24 protein-coding genes and 1 tRNA gene are annotated in these 25,818 nt (G+C 68.6%); 12 read left to right on the top strand and 13 right to left on the bottom strand.

From position 1 onward, the window contains the following. The first annotated feature begins 23 nt into the window (after nucleotides 1–23). The 4 genes from recR to QSK05_RS34115 all read left to right on the top strand — a co-directional run bounded on the left by recR (nucleotide 24) and on the right by QSK05_RS34115 (nucleotide 3,852). On the top strand, nucleotides 24–623 hold the full coding sequence (gene recR / locus QSK05_RS34130) for a recombination mediator RecR (RefSeq protein WP_285601550.1): 600 nt from the start codon (nucleotides 24–26) through the stop codon (nucleotides 621–623). Next, nucleotides 616–1,350 carry a DUF5063 domain-containing protein gene (locus QSK05_RS34125; RefSeq protein ID WP_285601549.1) on the top strand — a complete coding sequence of 245 codons (735 nt, stop codon included), beginning with the start codon at nucleotides 616–618 and terminating at the stop codon, nucleotides 1,348–1,350. Before recR ends, QSK05_RS34125 begins: the two co-directional genes overlap by 8 nt. Before the next feature lie 154 nt (nucleotides 1,351–1,504). Continuing rightward, entirely contained in the window at nucleotides 1,505–2,788 is a 1,284-nt protein-coding gene (locus tag QSK05_RS34120) for an aspartate kinase (protein ID WP_285601548.1), read from the top strand. Then, nucleotides 2,785–3,852: an aspartate-semialdehyde dehydrogenase gene (locus QSK05_RS34115; protein ID WP_285601547.1), complete on the top strand. Its 1,068-nt coding sequence runs from the start codon at nucleotides 2,785–2,787 to the stop codon at nucleotides 3,850–3,852. The genes QSK05_RS34120 and QSK05_RS34115 overlap by 4 nt, the downstream gene beginning before the upstream one ends. Before the next feature lie 93 nt (nucleotides 3,853–3,945). Here the strand turns inward: QSK05_RS34115 and QSK05_RS34110 are convergent, their stop codons facing one another. Beyond that, on the bottom strand, nucleotides 3,946–5,742 hold the full coding sequence (locus QSK05_RS34110) for a S9 family peptidase (protein WP_285601546.1): 1,797 nt from the start codon (nucleotides 5,740–5,742) through the stop codon (nucleotides 3,946–3,948). 630 nt (nucleotides 5,743–6,372) lie between these two features. On the opposite strand from QSK05_RS34110, the gene QSK05_RS36715 reads away from it, so the two are divergent. Together QSK05_RS36715 and QSK05_RS34100 are read left to right on the top strand one after the other, a co-directional pair. Continuing rightward, on the top strand, nucleotides 6,373–6,765 hold the full coding sequence (locus tag QSK05_RS36715) for a hypothetical protein (RefSeq protein WP_502879868.1): 393 nt from the start codon (nucleotides 6,373–6,375) through the stop codon (nucleotides 6,763–6,765). Nucleotides 6,766–6,955: 190 nt separating this feature from the next. Beyond that, entirely contained in the window at nucleotides 6,956–7,831 is an 876-nt protein-coding gene (locus tag QSK05_RS34100; RefSeq protein ID WP_285601544.1) for a hypothetical protein, read from the top strand. A gap of 75 nt (nucleotides 7,832–7,906) precedes the next feature. On the opposite strand, the gene QSK05_RS34095 is transcribed toward QSK05_RS34100, so the two are convergent. Together QSK05_RS34095 and QSK05_RS34090 are read right to left on the bottom strand one after the other, a co-directional pair. After that, nucleotides 7,907–8,113: a DUF397 domain-containing protein gene (locus QSK05_RS34095; protein ID WP_285601543.1), complete on the bottom strand. Its 207-nt coding sequence runs from the start codon at nucleotides 8,111–8,113 to the stop codon at nucleotides 7,907–7,909. Then, nucleotides 8,110–8,907, bottom strand: coding sequence for a helix-turn-helix domain-containing protein (locus tag QSK05_RS34090; RefSeq protein ID WP_285601574.1), 798 nt, complete (start codon nucleotides 8,905–8,907; stop codon nucleotides 8,110–8,112). Before QSK05_RS34090 ends, QSK05_RS34095 begins: the two co-directional genes overlap by 4 nt. Nucleotides 8,908–9,117: 210 nt before the next feature. Between QSK05_RS34090 and QSK05_RS34085 the strand changes: the two genes are divergently transcribed. The 3 genes from QSK05_RS34085 to QSK05_RS34075 all read left to right on the top strand — a co-directional run bounded on the left by QSK05_RS34085 (nucleotide 9,118) and on the right by QSK05_RS34075 (nucleotide 12,549). Continuing rightward, nucleotides 9,118–9,456, top strand: coding sequence for a hypothetical protein (locus tag QSK05_RS34085; RefSeq protein WP_285601542.1), 339 nt, complete (start codon nucleotides 9,118–9,120; stop codon nucleotides 9,454–9,456). Nucleotides 9,457–10,061: 605 nt separating this feature from the next. Then, nucleotides 10,062–10,817 (top strand): hypothetical protein, encoded by a 756-nt coding sequence (locus QSK05_RS34080; RefSeq protein WP_285601541.1) that lies wholly within the window; start codon nucleotides 10,062–10,064, stop codon nucleotides 10,815–10,817. Continuing rightward, entirely contained in the window at nucleotides 10,804–12,549 is a 1,746-nt protein-coding gene (locus QSK05_RS34075; RefSeq protein WP_285601540.1) for a serine/threonine protein kinase, read from the top strand. The genes QSK05_RS34080 and QSK05_RS34075 overlap by 14 nt, the downstream gene beginning before the upstream one ends. Before the next feature lie 4 nt (nucleotides 12,550–12,553). Here the strand turns inward: QSK05_RS34075 and QSK05_RS34070 are convergent, their stop codons facing one another. From QSK05_RS34070 to pabB, 3 genes are all read right to left on the bottom strand, one after another. Then, nucleotides 12,554–12,841 carry a Dabb family protein gene (locus QSK05_RS34070; protein WP_285601539.1) on the bottom strand — a complete coding sequence of 96 codons (288 nt, stop codon included), beginning with the start codon at nucleotides 12,839–12,841 and terminating at the stop codon, nucleotides 12,554–12,556. A 185-nt stretch (nucleotides 12,842–13,026) separates the two neighbouring features. After that, on the bottom strand, nucleotides 13,027–13,206 hold the full coding sequence (locus QSK05_RS34065) for a DUF5302 domain-containing protein (RefSeq protein ID WP_231483878.1): 180 nt from the start codon (nucleotides 13,204–13,206) through the stop codon (nucleotides 13,027–13,029). A 102-nt stretch (nucleotides 13,207–13,308) separates the two neighbouring features. Continuing rightward, nucleotides 13,309–15,333: an aminodeoxychorismate synthase component I gene (gene pabB, locus QSK05_RS34060; RefSeq protein WP_285601538.1), complete on the bottom strand. Its 2,025-nt coding sequence runs from the start codon at nucleotides 15,331–15,333 to the stop codon at nucleotides 13,309–13,311. 74 nt (nucleotides 15,334–15,407) lie between these two features. On the opposite strand from pabB, the gene QSK05_RS34055 reads away from it, so the two are divergent. Next, a complete protein-coding gene (locus QSK05_RS34055; protein ID WP_285601537.1) occupies nucleotides 15,408–16,217 on the top strand; it encodes an aminotransferase class IV in 810 nt (269 codons plus the stop codon). A gap of 8 nt (nucleotides 16,218–16,225) precedes the next feature. On the opposite strand, the gene QSK05_RS34050 is transcribed toward QSK05_RS34055, so the two are convergent. From QSK05_RS34050 to QSK05_RS34035, 4 genes are all read right to left on the bottom strand, one after another. Next, on the bottom strand, nucleotides 16,226–17,404 hold the full coding sequence (locus QSK05_RS34050; protein WP_285601536.1) for a trypsin-like serine peptidase: 1,179 nt from the start codon (nucleotides 17,402–17,404) through the stop codon (nucleotides 16,226–16,228). Between the two features lie 330 nt (nucleotides 17,405–17,734). Next, entirely contained in the window at nucleotides 17,735–18,073 is a 339-nt protein-coding gene (locus QSK05_RS34045) for an Imm51 family immunity protein (protein ID WP_285601535.1), read from the bottom strand. Between the two features lie 147 nt (nucleotides 18,074–18,220). Beyond that, nucleotides 18,221–18,294, bottom strand: a tRNA-Pro gene (locus QSK05_RS34040). Between the two features lie 85 nt (nucleotides 18,295–18,379). Continuing rightward, nucleotides 18,380–19,288, bottom strand: a complete 909-nt coding sequence (locus QSK05_RS34035) for a metallophosphoesterase (protein WP_285601534.1) — start codon at nucleotides 19,286–19,288, stop codon at nucleotides 18,380–18,382. A gap of 178 nt (nucleotides 19,289–19,466) precedes the next feature. Here QSK05_RS34035 and QSK05_RS34030 point away from each other — a divergent pair, with 178 nt between their 5' ends. Next, nucleotides 19,467–19,943 (top strand): GatB/YqeY domain-containing protein, encoded by a 477-nt coding sequence (locus QSK05_RS34030; RefSeq protein ID WP_285601533.1) that lies wholly within the window; start codon nucleotides 19,467–19,469, stop codon nucleotides 19,941–19,943. Between the two features lie 71 nt (nucleotides 19,944–20,014). Here QSK05_RS34030 and QSK05_RS34025 read toward each other — a convergent pair whose 3' ends face one another. Further along, nucleotides 20,015–22,477, bottom strand: coding sequence for a penicillin-binding protein (locus QSK05_RS34025; RefSeq protein ID WP_285601532.1), 2,463 nt, complete (start codon nucleotides 22,475–22,477; stop codon nucleotides 20,015–20,017). A gap of 630 nt (nucleotides 22,478–23,107) precedes the next feature. Between QSK05_RS34025 and QSK05_RS34020 the strand changes: the two genes are divergently transcribed. After that, nucleotides 23,108–23,431, top strand: a complete 324-nt coding sequence (locus QSK05_RS34020) for a WhiB family transcriptional regulator (protein ID WP_232810328.1) — start codon at nucleotides 23,108–23,110, stop codon at nucleotides 23,429–23,431. A gap of 74 nt (nucleotides 23,432–23,505) precedes the next feature. Here the strand turns inward: QSK05_RS34020 and bagB are convergent, their stop codons facing one another. Then, nucleotides 23,506–24,663 carry an ATPase BagB gene (bagB, locus tag QSK05_RS34015; protein ID WP_285601531.1) on the bottom strand — a complete coding sequence of 386 codons (1,158 nt, stop codon included), beginning with the start codon at nucleotides 24,661–24,663 and terminating at the stop codon, nucleotides 23,506–23,508. Next, entirely contained in the window at nucleotides 24,660–25,763 is a 1,104-nt protein-coding gene (bagA, locus tag QSK05_RS34010) for an ATPase BagA (protein WP_285601530.1), read from the bottom strand. Before bagA ends, bagB begins: the two co-directional genes overlap by 4 nt. Nucleotides 25,764–25,818 lie beyond the last annotated feature (55 nt).

Below are 25,818 nucleotides of genomic sequence, written 5' to 3'. Positions count from 1 at the left end.
ATGCAGCACGTAGGCTCCTGCTTGTGTATGAGGGCGTGGTGCAGGACCTGATCGACGAACTCGGGCATCTTCCCGGCGTCGGTCCCAAGAGCGCGCAGCGCATTGCGTTCCACATCCTGCAGTCAGACCCGGTGGACGTGCGCCGGCTGGTGTCTGCTCTCACCGAGGTGATCGAGAAGGTCAGGTTCTGCGTCCGGTGCGGCAACGTGTCGGCGGAGGAGCTGTGTCGGATCTGCAGTGACGCCCGGCGGGACGGCACCGTGCTGTGCGTCGTCGAGGAGTCGAAAGACGTCGTCGCGATCGAGAAGACCCGTGAGTTCCGCGGCCGCTACCACGTGCTGGGCGGCGCCATCAGCCCGATCGAGGGCGTGGGCCCGGACGATCTGCGGGTCAAGGAGCTCGTTACCCGGCTGGCCTCCGGTGAGGTCACCGAGATCATCCTCGCCACCGATCCGAACCTGGAGGGCGAGGCCACCGCTACCTATCTGGCCCGGCTGCTGAAGCCGATGGGTCTGAGGGTCACCCGGCTGGCGTCCGGTCTTCCCGTCGGGGGAGACCTGGAGTACGCCGATGAGCTCACGCTGGGCCGGGCCTTCGAGGGGAGGAGACTGCTCGATGTCTGACGATTACCAGAAGTCCCGCAGGAACGGCTTCGATCCGCTGCACCCCGAGCGCGACGCGTTCGGCCGTCTCACCGGCCCGCGAGGCCGTCACCAGGCCAGTGCCTCGGCGATCCCGCAGGCACGCACCCGCGGCAGTTCGTCGATCGACCTGACCGGCGAGCAGGCCGACGAGGCCCGGGAGCTGCATCACCTGGCCGAGGAGACGGCCACCGATGCCCAGACCTACCTGAACGCCCTCACCGAGGTGGCGGCCGGCTCCTCGCCGGACACGGCGATCCCGGTGCTGCTGCTGGCGGTCTCCCAGATCCTGCTCGGCGGTGCCCGGCTGGGTGCGATCACCGATGTGGTCCCGAGCGAGCGGTTCGAGCCGGACGCCGGCCCGGACCCCGACATCGACCCGCTGCGCACCGGTCTGGCCAACCTGCTCGACGGTCTCGACGAGTACGCCGACATCGTCGACCCGCTGACGTCCGGTGAACTGATCCGCGGCATCCTGTCCGACGACCTGGCCGACGTCGCCGCCGACCTGGCCCACGGACTGCGGCACTACCGCGACGGCCGGGTGGACGAGGCGCTGTGGTGGTGGCAGTTCTCCTACCTGTCCACGTGGGGGGTACGGGCCACGAGCGCACTGCGTGTGTTGCAGAGCATGCTCGGGCACCTGCGGCTCGACGTCGACACGGATACGGTCGCCGATGCGGAGTTCGAGGCCCTCAACCTCGATTGATCCGGCGAATCGCGGTTCCGCCCGCACGATCTGGGGAGCAACCCGGCATCCGCCGTGCATCTCACCTGCCGAAATACCCTCTCGGTAACCATTCCGGCCGCAGGTAGGATAGCCACGTCCGAAACTCCCTTCACGAGTAGCAAGGAGCGACCCGGTGAGCTTGGTCGTGCAGAAGTACGGTGGTTCCTCCGTCGCGGATGCCGAAAGCGTCAAGCGGGTTGCCCGGCGGATCGTGGACACGCGAAAGCAGGGGCACGACGTCTGCGTCGTGGTCTCTGCGATGGGTGACACCACCGACGACCTGATCGAACTCGCCGAGAAGGTCTCGCCGCTCCCGCCCGCCCGTGAGCTCGACATGCTGCTCACCGCCGGTGAGCGCATCTCGATGGCCGTCGTGGCCATGGCGATCGCCGCGCTGGGCCAGGAGGCCCGGTCGTTCACGGGCAGCCAGGCCGGGGTGATCACCGACGGGGTGCACGGCAAGGCCCGTATCATCGACGTCACCCCGGGCCGCATCCGGGCCGCGCTCGACGAGGGGCACATCGCCATCGTCGCCGGCTTCCAGGGCGTGAGTCAGGACACGAAAGACATCACGACGCTGGGCCGGGGTGGCTCCGACACCACGGCCGTGGCCCTGGCGGCCGCGCTCGAGGCCGATGTCTGCGAGATCTACACCGACGTGGACGGCATTTTCACGGCCGACCCGCGCATCGTCCCGTCCGCCCAGCAGATCGCTCGGATCACCAGCGAGGAAATGCTGGAGATGGCGGCCTCCGGGGCGAAGGTGCTGCACCTGCGCTGCGTCGAGTACGCCCGCCGGTTCAACCTCCCGGTTCATGTCCGGTCGTCATTCAGCCATCGCGAAGGCACCTGGGTCATTGACACCCCGGCCGTCGCAGCAGTCGAAGGAGCAGTGGTGGAGCAGCCGATCATCTCCGGGGTCGCACACGACCGGAGCGAAGCGAAGATCACCGTGGTCGGCGTGCCGGACAAGCCCGGCAAGGCCGCCGAGATCTTCCAGGTGGTCGCCACCGCCGAGATCAACCTCGACATGATCGTGCAGAACGTGTCCGCGGCCGTGAGCGGCCTGACCGACATCTCCTTCACGCTGCCGAAGACCGATGGCCAGACGGCGATGAACGCCCTCAACCGGGCGCAGGAGCAGATCGGCTTCGAATCCCTGCGCTACGACGACCAGATCGGCAAGGTCTCGCTGATCGGTGCCGGGATGCGGAGCCACCCGGGGGTTTCCGCGCAGATGTTCGCGGCGCTCGCCGAGGCCGGCATCAACATCGAGATGATCAGCACGTCGGAGATCCGGCTGTCGCTGGTCACCCGCGCCGAGCGGCTGGACGACGCCGTTCGCGCCATTCACACCGCTTTCGGCCTGGACAGCGCCGACGGCGAGGCCGTGGTCTACGGAGGTACCGGACGATGAGCACCCGCAAGCCCACTCTCGCCGTCGTCGGCGCGACCGGTGCCGTCGGCACCGTCATGCTCGGCATCCTGACCGAGCGCGAAGACATCTGGGGCGAGATCCGCCTGATCGCCTCGGCCCGCTCGGCCGGCAAGCTGCTGAGCGTGCGCGGTGAGCAGGTCGCGGTGCAGGCCATCAGCCCCGAGGCGTTCGACGGCGTCGACATCGCGATGTTCGATGTGCCGGACGAGATCTCGGCCGAATGGGGTCCGATCGCGGTCGAGCGCGGCGCGATCGTCGTGGACAACTCCGGCGCTTTCCGGATGGACCCGGACGTGCCCCTGGTGGTTCCCGAGGTGAACCCCGAGGCAGCCCGCAACCGCCCGCGCGGCATCATCTCCAACCCGAACTGCACCACGCTGACCATGATCGACGCGCTCGGTGCCCTGCACCGGAAGTGGACACTCACCGAGCTCGTGGTGGCCTCGTACCAGGCTGCCTCCGGCGCCGGTCAGCCCGGCATCGACCGGCTGCACGACGAGCTCGAGGTGGTCGCGGCCGACCGTTCCCTCGGCTCGGTGGCCGGCGACGTGCGCGACGCGATCACCGCCAAGCTGGGCGACGGCCCCTCGCCGTTCCCGGCTCCGCTGGCCCTGAACGTCGTCCCCTGGGCCGGTTCGGCCAAGGGCGACGGCTGGAGCAGCGAAGAGCTGAAGGTCCGCAACGAGTCTCGCAAGATTCTCGGCATCCCCGACCTCAAGGTGTCCGCCACCTGCGTGCGGGTGCCGGTGGTCACCACGCACTCCCTCGCGGTGCACGCCACCTTCGCCGAGAACATCACGGTGGACGAGGCCCGGCAGACGCTCGAGGCCGCGCCGAGCGTGCTCGTGGTCGACGACCCGGACGGCAAGCAGTTCCCGACCCCGGCCGACACCGTGGGCGGTGACCCGACCATCGTCGGGCGGCTGCGCCAGGCACTGGATTTCCCGAACACGCTCGACCTGTTCGTGACCGGTGACAACCTGCGCAAGGGGGCGGCGCTCAACACGGCCCAGATCGCCGAGCTGATCGCCTCCGAGTTCTGATCCCATCTGAACATCTGCGGGCCGGTACCGAAAGGTACCGGCCCGCAGTAGTTTTCAATTGAGGACGCGCCTGGGCTCCCCTTCCCGGGTCGGTCAGGCCGGCAGATACCGCCGGACGAAATCGATCTCGGCCCGCACCTGGCGCACCCGTTCGTCGTCCACCAGGGATCCGTGGCCGGCGTCGTACCGGTACACCTCGTGCTCCGCGCCCCGCTCGGCCAGTACCCCGACGTAGTTCTCGATCTGCCGGATCGGGCAGCGGGGATCGTTCTCCCCGGCGAGCACGAGCACGGGAGCAGTCACCTGCTCCGCGTAGGTGATGGGACTGGAATCGCGGTACTTCTCGGGCACCTGGTCCGGTGAACCGCCGAAGAGCGAGCGGTCGAAGGCCTTCAGCGCCTCCATCTCGTCCTCGTAGGCCGCCAGGTAATCGGCCACCGGCACGCCGGCGACCCCCACCGCCCAGCGGTCCGGATACAGGCCGAGCCCGAGCAGCGTGAGGTAGCCGCCCCACGACGCCCCGGCCAGCACCACCCGGTCGGGGGCCACGACGCCCACCTCGACCAGATGATCGCGAACCGCGACGACGTCCTCGAGTTCGATGTGACCGACCCGCTTCTCCAGGGCGTCCCGCCACTGCGACCCGTACCCGGTGGAACCGCGGTAATTCACCTGCAGCACCGCGAACCCGTGGTCGACCCAGGCGCTCGGGTAGGCCCGGAACCAGTCGCCGTCGTGCGCGGTCGGGCCGCCGTGGATGTCGATGAGCAAGGGCAGCGGCTCGGCTGCGCCCACCGGCCGGCGCAGCAGGGCATGGATGCGCCCACCCGGCCCGTCGACCCAGACATCCTCGAGAGGTACCGAGGCCGGGGCCGGATCTCCCGGAGGAGCCAGCACCAGGTCACCCTGCAGGTTGCGCACGGCCGCGGGCAGTGCCGCCGACGACCACAGGGCCCAGACCTCGCCGCCGGGGCGGGTGGTCGCGTCCATCGCGGTTCCGTCGGACGGCCCCACGGCGGTGGTGGTCAGGTCGACGAGGCTGAAGGTGTAGAGCCGGGTGCGGGCCTCGTGGTCCACGCTGACCAGCAGCGCAGACGCGTCCCGGAACCATTCGGCATCCGATATCTCGCCGGGCACATCGAGTTTCACCTCGAGCTCAGTGCCGGTCACGGCGTCCCAGACCAGCAGTTCGCCGCGGCCCCGGCGCTCGTGCAGCACCAGCAGCCGAGGATCGCCGGTCACAGGGGCAAAGCCCAGCGGTTCCAGACTCTTTCCGGGCCCGTCCCAGAGGTCGGCCACGGTCGAGCCGTCGCTCACCGCCACCACGCGCAGAGCGGTGTGGCGGGAGTCGCCGTGCTCACTGTGGGCCAGGGCGAGAAGGGTGCCGTCTTCGCTCAGGCCGCCCACCCCAGCGTCTTCGGTGTGCTCGTAGATCAGTCGCAGCGGCCGGCCGGGTTCCTGGACCTGGATCCGGGTGCCATAACCGTCGTCGTTCTGGCCGATCACCGCCAGGCCACCCCGGCCGAGCGCCAGCCCGGCCGAATAGGAGGGCCCCAGGCCGGGAATCGCGATCTCGTCGGCTCCCGGGGCCGATCCGAACGGCTGCTTGCGCCAGATGCCGTGCTCGTTGCCGGCCGCGTCGTCGAACCACCAGATCCACTCACCGGACGGGTCGATCTCGCCCTGCGCCGTCCCCTCGCTCCGCGAGGTCAGCCGGGTGAGCCCCGCCTCAGGACTCCAGCTGTGCATCTCCAGCACGCCCTCGTGGGTGGCCACCACCGAGCAGCGCTGCGGCGCGTCCGCCGCCCAGACCGGCATCGCGATGCGCCCGGCCCGGAAGCGTCGTTCCCAGGCGGGGAGTGGACTGTCCTGTGGATTCGGCGCGGTCATGGCGAGAATCCTTGCACGCAGCGACCGGGCGCGACCTGATTGGCCGGGGGTGTCCCGCTCGGCGACGGATTGGGTGGCACTCCGCCGCAGTGGGTCGAGCCAACCACGGCGGAGCACCGTGATGGTCATATCGGCAGCCCACCCCCGATCTTGACCCTCCCCCCTCGTTCGTGATCCGGCAAACCTTCCCCGGGCCGGCCGGGAATGGGGACGTCGGAGCATCTCCTCGCCCGAAGGCTGAGGCATTGCCTGATTGCTGAGGAAGGGCGGGAAAGAAGAGGTGTTTTCGGGGAAGGAGGAACACGCCGCCGGCCCGACGCCGGGATTGCATGATCACGAAGGGGGTGTGGACGGCCCGGCCATGGAGCATGCTGAGAGTCCGGACGGCAGGATGGGGAGGCTGGGTCGATGGAGAACGCTGGTGCGGCGGGGTCGTTCGCCGATGACGAGAACGGCGCTGAGAACGGCGCTGAGGTGACCGGGAACAGCGACGTGTCCGACGCGGGCGGTGTGCCGGGCAGTGCCACTGCGTCCGACTCAAGCGGTGTGACCGGCAGCGTCACTGTCTCCGGTTCGAGTGGCGTAGCCGGCGGCATCCAGGTGGCCGGTTCGAGCGGGGTTGCCGGGAGCATCGGCGTGAGCGGGAGTGCCGGGGTCTCGGGGAGTTTGGCGGTGGCCGGGAGCGCCGGGGTCTCGGGCAGCGTGGCGGTGGCCGGGAGCGCCGGGGTGGCGGGCAGCATCGCCGTAGCGGGAAGCGCGGGCGTGGCCGGCAGCATCGCGACCAGCGGCAGCGCGGGGGTGGCCGGGAGCATCGGCACCAGCGGCAGCTTCGGGGTGCTGCTCAGCCTGTTCACCGTGCTCGGGATCGGTATCCGGCGGTGTTACGGCACCTTCGCCTGTGTCGGCTGTCAGGACTGTGTCGGGTGTGCCTTCTGCATCGGCTGTCGCGACTGCGTCGGGTGCGCGTTCTGTGTCGGTGGAGTGGGACTGCGCGGCGTGAATGGACTGAGGAAGAACAAGTAGATCCGTCACCATCAGTGAGAAATGCAAGTGCATCGGGAGTGCAGTATTTGAGGTTTGGTGAGCGGCAATCAGGGGTAGACGGCGGGGTACTAGAACCATCGGCTCATACCGCTGACAACCCCGGGTGCGAGAGAACTGAGACGAGCCGGCGGCGACACGGGTGTCGCCGGCACCCTCGACAGGAGTTCTCATGATCATCCGCACACCGCGCTCGCTCGCCCTGGCCACTGCTGCGCTGATCGCGGGCGGGGCCGCTCTCACCCTGGTGCCCGCCGGTGCGGCGCAGGCCAAGGCCGGCCCGAAGGGCGACTTCGCGGTCACGGTCAACGGCACCACGTACAACCCGGCCGAGGGCAAGGACGTGAAGCTGAAGGATCTGGCGGTGACCGGCACGATCGCTGTGCGGGGCAAGCACGTGGGCTTCGACGTGAACCCCTCGACGCTAGGGGTCTACAACTACACGCTGACCGGTGCCGCCGACCCGGAGCGCATGGTCACCGAGCCCACCGTCGTCTTCGCCTCGAAGGTTCCGGTGCTGACGCCGGCGCAGATCGGCACGGTGAAGATCGACCGGCTCGACGTCAAGGACGACAACGCCACGATCATCCTGAGTGCCGCCGGCGGCACGATGAAGTTCCAGGCCAAGGACTTCGCCCAGGGCGGGATCTTCCAGCAGGAGCCCGAGTTCGGGTCTAACGTGGAGATCGTTCACACCCTCGGGCCGAAGCTCTTCTACTTCACCAACGAGTTCACCGGCAAGATCAACTTTGGCGATGGCAAGGACCCGGTGACCACGGCTCAGAGCAGCACCGGCTATCACGAGATGCTGCTGGGCAAGGACAGCCCGCAGGTGGCCACGAAGCTCTACCAGGACGGCTCGGTGACACGCTGGTCGGTGACCTCCGGCGGCCGGCTGGGTGGCGTGCTCGGTGAAGACGCCATCGAGCTTTCCCAGGGCGCGACCAACTGCACCAGCAAGTGCCAGGCGCAGAACCAGATTCACGGTTCCCTGCCGGTGCCGCCGCTGCCGACCGACCCCACCCCGCTCCCGGTGCCTGCCAACTGAGAACTGCTCTGCGCTGCGCAAGTGCGAGGGCCGGGGAGCGGACGACCGCTCCCCGGCCCTCAATCGTGCGAAAGGTCAGTGACGGCTGAGACCGTCGAGCTTGCCGCCCTTGGCGGCGTCGATCCAGGCCGAGAACTCGACCGGGGCGAACCGGAGAGTCGGGCCGTTTCCGTGTGCCTTGGTGTCACGCACCTCGACATCGTGTCCGTTTCGCCGCATTTCAACGCACTGGCCTCCGCCGCCACTGGCCTGAGCCTTGATCCAAGGGGTCTGCGTACTCATGTCGTGTACTCCTCGAGTCGGACGGACTTCTGCACGAGCGTTTCCCAGACGTCCCGGTAGGTACGGAGCTTGCTTTCTTTTTCCAGGTACCGGGCGTCTGCTTGGGACTCCAGATAGACCACGTCGGTGTCTGGTTCGGTGAATTCCAGGAGGGTGAAAGCCCCGCCACGTAAACCCGGGTGCGCACCGGCGGACCAGGGAAGTATCCGAACCTCGACATTGGTCTTCTCGTCGCTCAGGCGACGAAGATAGCGCAGTTGTTCGCGCATGATGTCAGCCGAACCGATGACCCGGTGCAGCGCCGATTCGCCGATGACAGCCGTGACGAGAGGTGGATCAGCCCCGCCGAAGGCCGTTTGCATGCGGGTAATGCGTAACTCGGCGTCACGCCGTCGCGCGCCTTCTTCCATGCCCTCACCGATCGTGAGATTTTCGTGGTACGGCGGGGTTTGGAGCAAGCCGTGAATCAACTCAGCGTCGTAGGTCTTGATCGCCGCCGCCGACTGCTCGAGGTCCAGATACAAACCGAAGCCCGGTATCAGGACATCGGTGAAGTCTTCCCAGATGTTTTCCTCGTCGGCCTGCGCCGCCAGGTCGGTGAGTCGTTCGGTCGTGGCCTCGTCGGCGCCGTACATGAAGCAGAGGGCGCGGATATCGGCGTACTTGAAGGGCCCTTTTCCGGCCTCCATTCGCCAGATCTTCTGGCGCGACCCGACCGACCGCACGTCTTCCGGCTTCTTTCCGGCCATTTCCCGTAGCCTTCGGAGCTGCCGTCCGAGGGAACGTCGCCCCATGCCCGACCCACTGCTCATGGCGGCGAGTTTGGCATTTTCCTGAACAACGGGCGAGTAACAATTCGAGGGTCGCGGATGTCGTCACGCTCCTCCCGTCACAAAACGTTACATTGAAGTTGCTCGGGGTAGTGACCGAGACTATTCAATGGCGGGGGGAGAACCGATGTGTTCCAGGCATCGGTCCATGCCACACAACGGGGGTTTACGCCCATGCAGGAGCAAGTAGCTCTGAAAGGTGAAAGACCTGACACCGGGGAGTGGGTCGGCCGGGTCGAGGTCGATCTACGTAATGCCCGGGACTGGTCCGTCGGCTCGCTGCATCTTGAGGTGGAGCCGGGGACGGTCACGGTCTGGTTCGGGTCTCGCGCCCTGGCTGTGATGAACCGCGACGAGCTGCGTGAATGGATCATTCATCCACGCGGTGTTCGTCTGGCGGCTGACGATCTGGTCTGGTCCACCCAGTACGGCTCCACCTATGTGGCGATCGGCTGGACCGCCGAGTACCGCTTGGGTGACTCGTCGTTGCGCGAACTGATGGCGGTGATCTGAGCGTGGCTGCCATGACGTCATCATCGTCGGACGTGGGTACGGGCCGCCCGGGCCCGGAGCGTCTCCAACCCGACGTGAGGCCGGTCGATCACCGGTCCATCGGGGGCTTCTGTGCGTGTTGTGGCGCGGTGTACCCGTGCGCGACCGCTCGGAGGCAGGGGCACGACCGGCCGTCGGTCCACGAGTTCCTGGCCCCGATGAGCCGGCTGGCCCGGCTTCGGGACGAAAGCATCGCATCGGCAGGGTGATCCGCCGGACCGGAGCCATCGGTTTCGGATGGTCGCACGAAATGCTCCTTCCGGGAGAGGCTTCCGGGTACGGGCGTAGATCTACGGGCGTCAGGGGCTGATCGGGCCAGCGGGGGCTGATCAGCCCCTGACGTTTTCCGAGGGCGGAACGGTTCTGGCGCTATTTGCTCCGGGCAACTGAAAGCTTCTCGGAGGCAGGTGTTTACCCTTGTTGCAGCTCGGTCGAAGGGCCCGTTCGTCGAACTCCTGAGGGCCAGTCCGATAGTTGTTCTGACAAGCACTCGGAGGATGCGGAAAACTGTTGGTCGTGCGTCAAGCCTGTACCGGCCCGGCCGGTGAGTTCCCCCGGAGGTGGTCATGACCGGGATTCGGGTGCCGCGTCAGTGGGCCCCGCCACCCGCGGTGTCGCCCTACGCGATCGTCAGCCACGGCACCGACCGGCGGGTGCTGTTGTCGGGGCAGGAACTCACGATCGGCCGGGGCACCGACGCGGCCATCCGGGTCGCTCACCGGCCCACCGACGAGCACGTCTCCCGGCTGACGGCGACCCTGCGCACGCTCGACGACTGTGTGCTGGTCCAGAACTGCTCCCGCAGCAAACAACTCGTTCTTCGTCCGCTGGTCGGAACGCAACGGGTACTGGAGCCCGGGGCAGCCACCACCTCGATGCCGTTTCCCGAGTTCCTGGTCGTGGTGACCGGCCGGTTCGGCCGCGAGTACGCCGTCCATGTCGACGTCCGTGACCTGACACCCGACCGGCCGCGGCTGGTGCTGGATCCGGTCGAGACGGTGGACGGTATGGCGATCGGCCTGACGGTTCCGCAGCGCAGACTGCTGGCCGCGCTCTGCGAACCGCTGCTCACCCGCACGGGAAGCCGGGCCGCTCCCGCCACCTACCGGCAGGTCGGGGAGCGCGTGGGCCGCAGCCCCGGCTACGCCCGCACCGTGTTGCGCCGGCTGCGCGAGCAACTCGCGGCCCAGGGGGTGGCCGCACTGGTCACGTTCAACCTGGAGAAGGTCTACGAGGACTTCCGCCCGGCGCTGGCCCGCTGGGCGATCAACAGCGGCACGATCACGGTGGCCGACGTACAGGCACTCGATGCGCCGACCTGAGATTCCCGCGCCCCAGATTCCGGTGTCCGACATCCCCGGGCCGGAGAGGCTCCAGCCGGTGGAGCGCTGCCCCGCGACGCCGGCGCCCGACGCGGTCACTCTCGGCGGTGACCTGCCGGAACCGGTCGACGGCCCGATCGACGTCTCCGGCCTGCTCGCCACCGACGACCGGTCCCGGATGGCGGGCGGGGCGCAGCCCAACGGATGGTTCGCCGGGCCCCCGGGCGATCCGGACCGCTACGAGCTCCTCGGCCCGGGCCTGTCCGGTGGTGAGGGGGACATCTGGCGGGCCCGGTACCGCGGCGACCTGACCTCGCCGTTACAGGTCGCGGTGAAACGGCTGCGCCGGCCGGCGAACATGGGCGACGACTGGCCCACCCCGGCCGATCTGCGCCGGTGGGAAGACCTGCGGGCGCTGTTGCTGATCATGCGGATCGACCACATGGTGAGCGTGCTGGACGTTTTCGTCGGCCCGCCGCCGCATCCGCAGCACTCGATGCAACCCGTTCCGGGACTGCGCCCGCTGGTGACGCCGTACGTGGTGATGGAGTGGGTGCCCGGCCCGACGCTGGCCGATGAGCTCGCCGGTACACCCGCCACCGCGCCGACCCTGGCGACCCGGCTCCGCTACGTCGAGCAGGTCGCCGCGGCCCTGGGAGCGCTGCATTCGCGCACGGTCTCGGCGGGCAACCCGAGCCTGCACCGCGATGTGAAACCGACGAACTGCATCCTGGCCCCGTCCCGCGGGGTGGTGCTGGTCGACATCGGCACGATGCGGCGGGTGGACGACGGCCGCGACCTGTCCGGCCGGCACAGCCCGGCCTACACCGCGCCGGAGGTGCTGGCCGATCCGATGGCGACCCGTGACCCGGCCTCCGACCTGTACTCGCTCGGCGCGCTGGCCTGGTTCTGCATGGTCGGGGAGAACCCGCCGCACGCCCGAGACCCGTTCTCTCCCGACCGGGCCCGCCGGCGGGCCGAGGCGGTGGCGCGCGATGCCGGGGTGCCCGACCCGTGGGCCTTCGCCGACCACCTGACCCGGCTGCTGGCCCACGACCCGGCGGACCGCCCGTCCGACCCCCGGGCCTGGGCCGGGCAACTACGCGCTCTGGCCACGGCCCGACCGGCGCGTCCGAGTCTGTTCCTGGCCGCCCTGGTGCTGATCCCGCTGCTCTCCATCGGCCTGATCCTGGCGCCCCTGTTGTTCACCCGGCGGGCACCGCACACCGGTGACGCCCCGCGGCCGGCGAGTACGTCGTCCACCATCGAGAGCACCCAGGCCGCCGGCGACCCGCGCGGGGGACCGCCTCGCCCGCCGCGGGGAGCCCCCGTGACACCTTGGCCGGGAAAGCCCGTGACCAGCAGGGAAGCGGCCTTCGTCACCCCGCACAACGGGGCCGGGATCGGCCGTTGCCCAGACCTCGGCGGTACCGCGAACCTGCCACCGGGCCGGACGCTGCTGTTCTCCGTGGAGAACCTCAGCGTCGGCGACGGCATCCGGCACGTCACGCCGATCCCGGGCTGGCAGCACCCGGAATCACTGTCCCGCTGGAAACTGCGCCCACCGGTGGGTCTGCCGTTCGATCCTCTGGGCATGCAGTACCGGCTGGAGGTGATCGTGGTGCCGCTGGACCGGCTCCGAGAGTCTGGGCCGATCGGCGTACCGGACAACAGCTACGTCGGGGCAAGCCTTTTCGTCAGCCGTGAGAGCCAGTCGGAGCAGGGCTGCTGAGCGCTCAGAACTCGATCTGGATCCGGGCGATCTCGGCGGACAACGGCCCGAAGATCTCCCGGCGCAGACGGTTGTGTTCCTCGTCCTCGTCGTAGGCCCGGTACGCGGCGACATCGGAGAAGTCGGCCACAATGGTGAAATCCCAGTTCCCGGGGCGGAGCCCGGCGTCCCGGCCGACCTTCACGTCGGTCATGCCAGGAATGCCCAGGGCGACGATGCCGGCCAGGCCCTCGTCGAGAAGGGCGATGTCGGCGTCCGGCTTGAGCCGGCCCGTCACGACGTTGCGGATCATACGAGAACTCTCCTCGGTGGCGGGTCTGTTGCGGGCCTCACGGGTCGGCCGATGCTAACCCGATGCCACCCGACCGGCCGAGGAGGCTCTGATGTGACGAAAGGCGCCACCCGGGGATTCCGGGTGGCGCCTTCCTCGTCGGACCTGATCGGAAACGGATCAGACCTGGTCAGAGCTGACCGGTACTACGAAGACTTGCGTCGGAACATCTGCTGAGAGCCAGAGGTCTCGGGGCCGTGGGACCCGCCCACCTTCCCGTTTCCCTGGACCTCGCCCTGGTGCTGTCCGCCGTTGGCGTTCTTGCGCTCCAGGGCTTCGCGGAACTTGCGCTTCGTGTCTGAGCTGACCTGCTTGTCGTCAGTCATGAGTGCCCTCCTCTTCGGGTCGGCATCCATACCCCGCCGATCTAGGGTGACAGCCTACCGACGGAGCCGCCAGCGCATTTCCACCCACGTGGACCAGCCGCACTAGTCGCTGCTGACCGCGCCCACGGCCCGCAGCACGGCGTCGGCCTTGAGCCGCACCTCCTGCCATTCCTGCTCAGGGTCGGACAAGATGGTCACGGCCCCGCCCGCTCCCACGCTCACGGCCTCCCCGTCGTGCACCAGCGTGCGGATCACGATGCTGAGGTCGGCCGTGCCGTTCACCCCGAGGAACCCGACGGCGCCGGAGTAGACACCCCGGGCCCGGCCCTCCAGCTGCTGAAGGATGTGCATGGTGCGCACCTTCGGGGCGCCGGTCATCGATCCGCCCGGGAAGGCGGCCCGCACGCAGTCCACCGCGTCGCGCCCCGGCGCCAGGTCTCCCTCCACGGTCGAGACCAGCTGGTGCACCGTGCTGAACGACTCGACCCGCATCAGGGCGGGCACGACGACCGAACCGGGCCGGCAGACCCGCCCGAGGTCGTTGCGCAGCAGGTCCACGATCATCAGGTTCTCGGCGCGTTCCTTCACGTCGTTCTCGAGTTCCTTGGCCAGGCGCTGGTCCTCGTCCCAGGAGGAGCCCCGCGGCCGGGTGCCCTTGATCGGCTTGGCGCTGACCCGCCCCGAGCGGTCGATCCGGAGGAACCGCTCGGGCGAGGAGGACGACACACTGATCCCGCCCAGATCCAGAAAAGCGGCGTAGGGAGCCGGGTTCATGGTCCGCAGCCGCCGGTAGACGGTGAGGGGCGCTTCTGTCGTGGCGGTGTCGAAGTGGGTGGTGAGGCAGACCTCGTAGGTGTCGCCCTGCTCCAGGTGGCGCCGAACGGTCTGGATGTCGGCCAGGTACTGGTCGCGGCCTCGCACCGGGCGGGCGACGGAAACGGGCGGACCGGCCAGAGGTTCCAGCGGCTGAAGGTTCCCGATGAGGTGTCGGGTCCGGTCGAGCCACTGTTCGGTGTCTTCCGCAGATGCGGACTCCGGGTCAAGCGCCACCAGGAACACCTCGTCCTGCTCATGGTCGAGCACGACGAGGCGGTCGGCGAACACCAGCGCGGCATCCGGATAGGGGGATGTGTGAGGGCCGGCCGTCGCCGGGTCGGCCTCGCACTCGTAGCCGAAATACCCCACGTAGCCACCGGTGAAGTCGAACGGCAGGTCGGGCTCATCGACGCTGAATGACCGCAGCCGCCGCTGAATCCGATCGAACGGCCCGTCTGGCGAATCTGCCGGGTGGATCAGTGATTCCCAGAGATTCCCACCCGGGGCGCAGGCCAGGTAGGAGAACCGTCCGGTGCGCGCGCTGTCCAGCCAGACCGCCCCGGATCCCTGGTGCAGGGCGGCGAACAGGGCCTCCGCGTCGACCGGCCCCGGAAACCGGCGAACGGTGAGGCGTAACGGCGTGCTTTTTTCCTCGTCCACTGTGGGGAAAGGCTTTGGGGCGATCGAAACAGAAGGGCGGACGCTGGTCAGGTCGCGGAAATTCTCGATGATCCGGGAGCCGTACCGCGTGAGAATCGATTCGGGGTGGAACTGCACCCCGAAAAGCGTTGCCCCGGAATTCTCCAGAGCCATCACCGTGCCGTCTTCGGACCAGGCCGTCGCGGTCAGTCCGGCCGGCAAGGGCTCCGGTATCGCCAGGGAGTGGTAGCGCACGACCTCGAAGTGCTGCGGGATCCCGGCGAACAGAGGGCTCTCATGACGCACCCGGCTGAGTTGCCCGTGCATGATGCGCGCAGCGGGCTCGGTGTGAGCCCCGAAGGCCACGGCGATGCCCTGGTGGCCCAGGCAGATTCCGAGCAGGGGCATGCCCGAGGTGCGGGCCCAGGCGATCGCGGCAGCCGACAGTCCGAAGTCTTCCGGGGTCTCCGGTCGCCCGGGCCCGGGAGAGATCACGATGTTGTCGAAAGTCCCCTGGACGCGCGACATCAGGGTGTCCCAGTCGCACTCGTCGTTGCGCACCACGATCGGCTCGGCGCCGTTCGCCACCGCCAGCTGCTGGAACAGGTTGTAGGTGTAGGAGTCGTAGTTGTCCACGAGCAGCGTCCGGACCGGCTGCGGGTCAGTCGTCATCGGGCTCCTCGGGCGGGGTGGGAGCCAGGTATCTTACGGCCCGGTCACTTCCTGAAGATCGAAGGACTCCTTGGATGAAGCCGTTCGGTGCGATCCCACCCGGCCCCCTGCTCTGGCGAGGGCCGGGAGACTTCGTGCCCGCCACCCGCCCGGCCGGGCCCGGGCCACCGGTCGCGGACTCCTGGCTCGTCGACGAGGGCCGTTGTCGTGGCATCGAGGAGCATCGGGCGCGTTTCGTCCGGAGCATGTCCATGATGGACGCCCACCCGCCTTCGGTGCGGCCCCTCACCTCCGGGTGGGTGAACCGGTTCATGGACGATGTCCTGGCCGTTCTGCCCCGGTCGGGTCGGTGGTTCCCCCGGGTCGACCGCACCGGTGACGAGCTGACGTTGTGGATCCGGCCCGCTCCCGACCTCTCGTCCGAGGTGGTGCTGTGGGGGCCCGGGGTGCCGGATCCCCGGATCCGGCCGGGTGTCAAGGGCCCGGACCTGCCCCGGCTGGCGGACCTGCGACGTCAGGCAGCGCTGGTGGGGGCGGGGGAGGCGTTGCTGGTGTCGCCGGCCGGGACGGTGCTCGAGGGGGCGCTGAGCACGGTGCTGTGGTGGCGGGGGGACGTGCTCTACAGCCCTCCGAGAAGCGATGCGGTTCTGCCCGGAGTCACCTGGGGGCTCCTGGACGGGATCGCCGGGGCGTGGGGCGTCGAGACCCGGCACGAGAACGTGCCACCCACCGCACTCGAAGGTCTGGAGACCTGGTCGGTGAGCGCTCTGCACGGGATCCGGGCGGTGACCGGCTGGCGCGGCCTCGACATGAAGGCCGGCGCTGCTTGCCAGGCACCGGCCTGGCAAGCAGCGCTACTGGCGCTCGCGCGTCCTCTGCCCTAAGGCTCCCGTCAGCCCCACGACCCCCAGTCAGTGTCGGCCAGTTCGAACAGGGTGCGTACCGAGGTGCCGAAGAACGGGCCGTTGATGGTCTCGACGCTGTTCATGGGAACCCAGGAGCTGACCGACTTGAGCTTGCCCAGGCCGGTGGCGTCGTCGTAGCCCGTCAGCCACGGACCGCCCGACGCGCCGCCGCCGAAGCCACAGCCGGAAATGCCGGAGAAGGGTTCCTGATCGATCGCGGTCATGCTCGACTGTCCCCAGCAAGCCATCATGTTCTGGCCGTCGTCGATGTTGGCGGGGTAGCCGAAAACGTTCACGTCGTAGGCGAAGGTGCTGCCGCCGGTGGTCAGGCCGTGGCCGCCGACCGTGTCCACGACCGTCTTGCCGTCGGCGTTGTCGAACGTCGTGACGAAGGCGACGTCCGAGGCGAAACCCTGGGCGGTCGGGCCGAAGTCGATCCAGTTGTTGAACGTGCGGAAGCCGGCCCCCTGGAACGAGCCGTACGGGCGGTCTCCGTTGTCGTAACCAGGCACGAAGATCCAGTTCTGGTGCCAGGCGCCGCCCGGTCCGCCGTGCACGCAGTGCGCCGCGGTGGCGACCAGCCGCTGCGACGCACTGTTCACCGCGGAGCCGGAGCAGACGTAGTTCTTCCCGTCGGTGGCGTTGCGGTAGAACACCTTCCCGTTGGTGCGGGAGAAGTTGGTGACGTCGGTGGCCTTCCGGTCGGACGTGGTGTCGGTGCCCTCGACCGGGTCGGAGACGACCTCGGGGCCGTCCTTCTCGAGCGCCTCACGGTTCTCGATCTCGGCGCGGACCTCCTCGTCGGTCTCCGGCACCTCGGCCGGGATCGCCTCGGCCATCTGCTCGTCGGTCCAGTAGTCGAGGACCGCGGAGCTGCCCTCGTCACCCAGGTCGTTGTCGCCGCTGCGGACCTCCCCGTCCACGTACAGGGGAGCTGCCGTCGAGCTGGACGCGTCGGACGAGGAGTCGGGAGCACCGACCCCCTCGGCCTTGAGCTCGGTCGACGCCGTGGGGTCGGCCCCGGCGGCCCCGGACGAGCTGGTGGAGCAGCCCGAGGTCACCAGCGCACCCATCACCAGGATCGCGGCGATTCGGCTGCCCACCCGGGGCAGGCGCCGAGCCGGACGCAGTGGGGTGAGGGTGGCAGGTCTTGCGGGGCGGCGCATGGACGAGGGTCCTTCCGGTGGGCTGGTGATGCGGATTCGCGTTGCATCGTTGCAACGGCGATGCGTATCGCCAGCTCCATTCCGGGGCGTCCGGGCACGGAGTACGAGGATCTCGGCCCTATCGGTCAGGCCCCCTCACCCCATGGCCACGTCTCATGGCTGAATCGTGCGGCCACGTCCCATGGCTGAGTCTCATGGCCGAGTCCCGCGGCTGAGTCCCATGGCCGAGTCCCGCGGCTGAGTCCCACAGCCGGCCGAGTCCCAGTCCAACGAGTAGTCAGTCCACCGGTCTCGCCCTCAGCCTTGGCGGTAGTCCTGCCAGCAGTCTCGTCAGTCGTCGAAGTCGACGCCTTCGGCCTCACCCTTCGCGATCAGGGCGGGCAACTGGTCGGGCGCGTTGACGACCGCGGCCAGAGCCGTGCCGAGCACTGCCAGTGCCTCGCGGTCCGGGCCGTAGGCGCAGAACATGCCGGCCTCGGGGTCGAACTTCACCCGGCCCTCCACCTCCGGCACCTGGGTGCGCACCAGCCACTTGGCCATGCCGTCCCAGAAGTAGCCGTTCGGCTCGTGACCCGACTCTCCGACCACCACATCGGCGGGCGTGTCACCCGCATTCATGATCAGGGAGAAGTTGCCGGGGCTGGTCTCGATCAGCTTCAGAGGATCCATACGGGAATCCTGGCAGGGGCCACCGACAGAATGGCCGTGGAGGTGCGGCCGGGTCGGCTTCTCCCAGATTTCTCCCCAGAACCTTCGGTCGGCCCGCAAACCACAACCGCCGGTCAACCAACGAGTGGTTGACCGGCGGTCTTGCTGTCGGGGTGACAGGATTTGAACCTGCGGCCTCTTCGTCCCGAACGAAGCGCGCTACCAAGCTGCGCCACACCCCGGTGGAGCGGTTGCAACCTTACCCGACGAGATGCCGAAGTCTGAAATGCATACCCGTTCCGGCCTCAGAACGAGACGGAACACACGTCAGGCGGCGGCTGTGAGGGTCAGGAGCGTGGCCTCGGGGCGGCAGGCGAAGCGGACCGGGGTGTACGGGGAGGTGCCCAGGCCGGCGCTGACGTGCATCCAGGCGTCGGTCGGGACGGAGCCGTTGCCGGGGTAGCGGGAGACGCCCTTGGCCCGGCGGCGGTCCAGGTCGCAGTTGGTGGTCAGGGCGCCGTAGCCGGGCACGCAGAGCTGGCCGCCGTGGGTGTGGCCGGCCAGGATCAGGCCCGCGCCGTCCGCGGTCATGGCGTCGAGCACCCGTAGGTACGGCGCGTGGGCCACACCGATGGTGAGAGCGGCCGTGGGGTCGGCCTGTCCGGCCACCTCGGAGTAGCGGTCCTTCTTGATGTGCGGGTCGTCCACCCCGACGAACTCCAGCTGGAGGTCGTTGATCTTCAGCTGCTCGCGGCGGTTGTTCAGGTCGATCCAGCCGCCCTCGCTGAACCCCTCGACCAGCTCGCGGGTGGGCAGGCGCACACCGTGGATGCGCTTCTTCCCGCCGTAGGGCAGCAGGTAGCGCGCCGGGTTCTTGGGGCGCGGGGCGAAGTAGTCGTTCGACCCGAGCACGAACACGCCGGGCAGCTTCAGCAGGTGCTCGTGGGCCCGCAGCACCGCGGGCACGGCCTCCAGGTGGGCCAGGTTGTCACCCGTACTGACCACCAGGTCGGGCTCCAGGGCGGCCAGGCCCCGCACCCAGTCGAGCTTCTTGGTCTGGTTCGGCACCAGGTGCAGGTCGGACAGGCAGAGCACGCGCAGCGGCGAGCTTCCCGCGGGCAGGACCGGCACGCTGAAACGGCGCAGCGTGTAGGCCTGTGCCTCGGCGAGGGACCAGCCCAGCCCGGCGGCGCCGGCGGCCAGCACGGCGAGGGGAAGCTTCACGGATGTGCGCATTCGGACATCCTCGCAGGTCTGCCTGAATGGGTCGCGCGGTACGGGGAAGTAAACCGGGGGCCGCTGGGAGGGAGCTCATACGCGTCCTCAATCAGGCGTTTTCGGTGGAACGGGAGGATCGATGACGGTGAACCGAAATCCGGTACTACCGAATCGGCCCGAGTGCGAAGATGGCCTCATGTCCGACTCCCCGACCGGCCTCAAGGCCCGCCTGCGTTCCGACCTCACCACGTCGATGAAGGCCCGTGACGCCATCCGCTCCGGCACCATCCGGATGGCCATGACGGCGATCAAGGGTGAGGAGGTGTCCGGCACCGTCGCCCGTGAGCTCTCCGACGACGAGGTCACGGCCGTGCTGGCCCGTGAGGCGAAGAAGCGCCGTGAGGCCGCCACCGCCTACACCGACGCCGGCCGCGCCGAGCTGGCCGAGAAAGAACGGGCCGAGCTCGCGGTGCTGGCCGACTACCTGCCCGAGCAGCTCTCCGACGACGATGTGGCCGCCATCATTGCCGAGGAGGTGGCGTCTGCCGAGGCTGCGGGCAAGACCGGCCGGGCCGCGATGGGCCTGGTGATGAAGGCCGTGCGGGCCCGCACCGCCGGCAAGGCTGACGGTGGCCTGGTGGCCGCCGAAGTGAAGCGCCGGCTCGGGGCCTGAAAAACCCTACCGACGATCGAAGGCCGGGAACCCCGGGGGTTCCCGGCCTTCGCCGTTCCTGCCGGTCTACGTCACCGGCCGTTGCCCTGTCCGCCACCGCCGCCGGTGTCGTTCCCGGTGCCGGGGTCGGTGGTCCCCGTGGTGGGAGCTTCGACCGTGTCCTCGGCGTCCGTGTTGTCCTCGGTGTCACCGGTGTTCGGGCCGGCGCTGAGGTAGATCGTGATCGTGCTGCCGGTGCTGGCCGAGCCCGACGGGTCGACCCGGGCCACCGTGCCGGCGGGCTGGTCGGACGTCTCCAGGTCGCCGCTCTGGCTGACCTGGAACCCGGCGTCCTCGAGGATGCCGCGGGCGTCGTCCGGGCTCTTCCCGACCACGCTGGGGATGTTCGTGGTCGGCGTGCGGGTCAGGCTGGAGTCGGCCTCCGGGAACTCCTTGACCGGTTTGCCCTCGAGCGCGGCCTCCATGATCTTCTTCCAGGTCGGCGCGGCGATCGAGCCACCGTAGACGCTGTTCCAGTACGTGCCGTTGATGGTGACGCCCCGCATGGTCTTGCGCTCGCCGTTCACGGTCTCCGGGCCGACCCAGACCGCGGTGGACAGCTGCGGGGTGTAGCCCAGGAACCAGGTGTCCTGCGAGTCGTTGGTGGTACCGGTCTTGCCGGAGGCCGGCTGACCGTTGGAGAGCGGGCCGGTGCGGGCCGCTGTGCCGTTGGTCAGCGCGCGGCTCAGACCCAGCGTCACGGTGTTCGCGACCTTGGCGTCCACGGTCTGCTTGCAGTCCGCGGTCGGGACCTTGAGCGACTTGCCGTTGCGGTCCTTGATCGAGGTGACGACGATCGGCTTGCAGTACTTACCGCTCGCGGCGAACGTCGCGTAGGCGTTGGCCATGGTCAGCGGGGACTGGTTGGCGATACCCAGCACCACCGAGGGGTAGCAGTTCGGGATCTTCGTCGTCGCCTTCTCGTTGCCGCACTGACCCTTGACCGGCGCGGCCAGGTGCATGCCCACGGCCTTGGCCATGTCGGCCACGTCGCACAGGTCGAGCTGCTGTTCCATGCGGATGTAGGCACCGTTGATGGAGTTGGCCGTCGCGTCCCAGACACTCAGCGAGCCACGGGCACCACCGTCGCCGGAGTTGACGAAGTTCCAGGTCGCACTGGACTGGAGACTCGAGCCGCAGCGCTTGAACGAGTTCTCGGCGATGGAGCCGGGCGACCCGTCGATCGTCGCGTTCAGCGACTTGCCCGCCTTCAGCCAGGTGGCCAGCACCACGGGCTTGAACGTCGAACCGGTGAGGAAGCCCGATGAGCCGCCGTATTTGTAGTCGGTGGAGTAGTTGATCGTGGTGTTCTTCCGGCCCTTGTCCACGCTGTAGTACTTGTCCTGGATCATCGAGAGCACCTTGCCGGTGCCCGGTTCGACGGTGACCGCGGCCGTCGCGACGTTACTGCTGTCGTTCGGCGGGATGGCTTCCTTCACGGCCTTCCAGCTGGCCTTGAGCAGCTTCGGGTCGAGCGTGGTCCGGATCGTGTAGCCACCCTGCTTGAGGGCCGCCTGGCGCGCCTTCTGGGTCTTGCCCAGGGCCTTGAAGTCGCTGCTCTTGGTGATCAGGTTGTAGACGTAGTCGCAGAAGTAGGCGCTCGTGCCGGCGTTCGCGCACCCCTGGTAGGTGGGGGTGATCTTCGTGCGCAGCTTGGTCTTGATCGCCTTGTCGCGGGTCTCCTCGTCGATCATGCCCTGCGAGTACATCTTGTTCAGCACGGTGTCGCGGCGGTTCTTGGCCGCGGCCAGCTTGTCCTTGTCGGCCAGGTTGAACTGCACCGGGGACTGCACCATGCCGGCCAGCATCGCGGCCTGCGGAAGGGTCAGCTTCGCGGCCGTGGTGTTGAAGTAGTAGCGGGACGCCGCCTCGACGCCGTTCACCTGACCACCGAACCAGGCGATGTTCAGGTACGCCGCGAGGATCTCCTTCTTGGTCATCTTCTTCTCGAGGGCGGAGGCGAGCCGGATCTCCTTGATCTTGCGGGACTTCGTCTGCTCCTCGGCGGCCTCGTAGGCCGCCGTGTCGCCCGCCAGGTACGCCTGCTCCTTGAGCATGTTCTTGACCAGCTGCTGGGTCAGGGTGGAGGCACCCTGCGAGACGCTGCCGGCGATCTCGTTGACCACCAGGGCGCGGATCAGACCCTGCGGGTCGACGCCGCCGTGCTCGTAGAAGCGCTCGTCCTCGATCGCGACGATGGCGTTCTGCAGGTACGGCGACATCTTGTCGAGCGAGACCGGCACGCGGTTCTCGTCGTAGAACGTCGCGATCACCGACCCGTCGGACGCGAGCACCGTGGTGTTGGCGGCCACCTGGGTGCTGGCGAGCTCACTGGGCAGCGCATCGAACGCCTCGACCGCGTTCTTGGAGGCCAGACCTGTCGCGCCGATCGCGGGCACGGCCAGACCGGCTGCGAGGACCCCCGCCACCAGACTGGTCACCACGAAGGCGCCAAGCAGGCCCAAGACATTTCTGGGGGCAGGTGCCGACGACATGCTTCGTAGGTTAATACGAGCTGCTGTGCGATCTTCGCGATCGGGAAAGGATCTTTTCCCTGGTCGTCCGGGTGGTGGCCGACCGTTGTCAGCGACCCCGGCCCGGCTTCACGCGCTGTCCCAGCGGGTTTCGCGTGCCGTCGGCCCCCGGAACGGGCACTGAATCCACAGCGCATCCATGTATCGATCCTTGCTCTGTGTGACTCTCTCCTGACGCAACGGTAGCTTTGCGCGCCGGGCGACGTGGTCTGGATATGCCTGCCTTAAGAACCCAAAAGGGTGGCGTAACGAAATTACGGGCTGGAGCGATCCACTGGGCAGAGATGTCCGGGAAGGGCAAGTTGGACGGCGAGCTTTGAGTGTTCGCAGGTCAATGTGCTGTGACGGACCGCCCGCGTCAATGGAGACGTGGTCACTCAGAAGCACCGCCAGACGGGCAAGATGATCTCTCAATCCGGCACTATCTGTAGCGAAACGATTGCGCAGAGTAACTCATCGTCACTTCGGCCGATGCCGTTTCATCCATCCGGTCCTTATTGGCGTTGCAGATGCTCACCTACCGTCATCGCTAGAGGGGTTCGGCTCGGGGGTGAGCGTGGATCCACGGGGGTCCAGGGAGGGCCGAGGGAAATGAGTGTGACGGTGAACCAGTGGGCAACTCAGGGCGCTTGTCGGAAGAGTGACCCTGATGCACTGTTCGTTCAGGGGGCGGCACAGAACAGGGCCAAGTTGGTGTGCATGTCATGCCCGGTGAGGACCGAGTGCCTTTCGGATGCTCTGGATCACAAGATCGAGTTCGGGGTGTGGGGCGGGATGACCGAGCGGGAGCGCCGAGCGCTGCTCCGCCGTCGCCCGAACGTGCAGTCATGGCGTCGACTGCTCGAGACAGCTCGTTCGCAGCAGGTCCGGATCATCGACCTGCTCAATGAAGAAGCCGCCGTCAAGGTCGGCTGAGAGCTCCGCAGACGTTTGAACCGGGGCCCGGGCTGGACATCCAGCCCGGGCCCCCGGTTTTGCGAACGGGCCGATCAGAGGGAGAAGGCCGGCTGCCCGGACCGGGCCAGGTCCGCGCCGACTCCGCGCAGACCGTCCAGGTCGTGCACATCCTGCGGGCGGGCGGGCACCTGGGCCACCTCGACGGCGGGGTGGGCCTGCACGAACCGGCTGGCCACCGCCCTCTCCCGTTCGCTCAGGCGCATCCGGTCGGCGTGGATACGCAGCAGCCCGGCCGTCAGCGCGTGCTCACCCGCATCGTCCAGATCCTCCGCCGCTGTCAGCGCGCGTTCGGCGGAGAGTCCCTCGGCGGGCCCCGTGTGCACCCGGTTGAGCACCAGCCCGGCCAGGGGCATGCCCTCGTCCTCCAGGCGCTCCACGAAGTACGAGGCCTCGCGCAGCGCGTCGCGCTCCGGCGCGGCGACCACCAGGAACGCCGTACCCGGCGCCTGCAGCAGCCGGTAGGTGGCGTCGGCGCGCTCGCGGAAGCCGCCGAACATGGTGTCGAGCGCGGCTACGAAGGTCTGCACGTCTTTCAGCACCTGGGCGCCGAGCAGCTTCGTCATCAGGCCGGTGGCCGTGCCGATCGCCGCGGACATGACCTTGAAGTAGGCCCGCCCGCCGGCCTTCGCCGGGGCGCTGAGTACACGGATGAAACGGCCGTCCAGGAACGAACCGAGACGCTGCGGCGCGTCCAGGAAGTCGAGAGCCGACCGGCTCGGCGGGGTGTCCACGACGATCAGGTCCCAGTCGTGCTCACCGGCGTCGGCCTGGGCCCGCAGCTGCCCCAGCTTCTCCATCGCCATGTACTCCTGAGTGCCCGCGAAGGAACTCGAGAGTGCTTGGTAGAAGGGATTCTCCAGAATCTGGGCGGCTTTCTCGGCGGTCGCGTGCCCCTCGATCACCTCGTCGAAGGTGCGTTTCATGTCGAGCATCATCGCGTGCAGCGCACCGCCCGCCGAGGTGTCGACCCCGGCCACGGGCCGGGGGGTGTTGTCGAGTTCGGCCAGGCCCAGCGACTGGGCCAGCCGCCGGGCGGGGTCGATGGTGAGCACCACCACGTGACGACCCCGCTCGGCCGCGCGTACGCCCAGTGCCGCCGCGGTCGTGGTCTTGCCGACACCGCCCGAACCGCAGCACACCAGAATCCGGGTGGCGGGGTCGTCCAGCAGGGTGTCGATGTCGAGCGTCATGCCGCTCCCTGCTCACCGAGCAGCCCGGCCAGCTGGTAGAGCGCGCCGAGGTCGATGCCGCCGGCCAGGGCGGGCAGCTCGTAGGTGGGGCGTCCGAGGGAGAGCAGCTCGCCGCGCTCGTTGTGTTCCATCGCGACCCGTTCCCCGTGACCGGCTGCCTCGTCCAGCAGGGCGCTCGCCAGGGCGGCGTGCGAGGTGTCGTTGCCGGTGGCCCGGGAGCGCCGGCCCAGCCCGGCCGCGGCCAGCCCGGCCAGCACCTCGGAGCGGTCCAGCGCACCGTGGGTGGCGGCCTCCAGCGCCTCCGGTGCCAGGAAGGGCTCGCGCACCATGTTCACGAAGACCCCACCCACCGGCAGCCCGATCTGCTCGAGCTCGGCGACCGCGTCGGCCGTTTCCTGCACCGGCATCTCCTCCAGCACGCTGACCAGGTGCACCGCGGTCAGGTTCGAGCGCATCAGGGTCATGATCGAGTTCGCCTGGTTGCGGATCGGACCGACCTTGGCCAGCCCGACCACCTCCTCGTTGACGTTGAGGAAACGGGTGATCCGGCCGGTCGGCGGGGCATCCATCACCACGGCGTCGTAGACCGGACGCTCCACCTCCGCGCTGCCCTCCCGGATCGTCTCCCGGCGTCTGACCGCTTCGTAGACCTTGCCGGTCAGCAGGACGTCGCGAACGCCCGGGGCGATCGTGGTGGCGAAGTCGACGGCACCGATCTTCTCGAGCATCCGGCCGGCCCGGCCGAGCCGGTAGAACATCTCGAGGTAGTCCAGCAGCGCGGCCTTCGGGTCGACGGCCAGGCCGTAGAGCTCGCCACCGCCCGGGGCAGCCGCCACCTTCGTCTCCTCGTAGGGCAGTGGGGGCATGTCGAAGAGCCGGGCGATGCTCTGCCGTCCCTCCACCTCGGCGAGCAGGGTGCGGTGCCCACCGGAGGCGAGAGCGAGGGCGAGGGCGGCCGCAGCCGTCGTCTTCCCGGTGCCGCCCTTGCCGGTCACGATATGGAGCCGGACGCCGGGCCAGTCGGTCTCCCGTTGCCCGGCGGGAAGCGAACGGGCCGGACGTCGCCGGGCCGAGTCGGTGCGAAAACCCTGCGATGCCACGGCACCAGCGTAAACAGCCGCGGTCGCGACCGCAGGGTGACATGAGCGGTTGGGC

The sequence above is a fragment of the Kineosporia sp. NBRC 101731 genome (genome assembly GCF_030269305.1).
Classification (GTDB): domain Bacteria; phylum Actinomycetota; class Actinomycetes; order Actinomycetales; family Kineosporiaceae; genus Kineosporia.
This window is presented reverse-complemented; position numbering and strand designations above follow the sequence as displayed.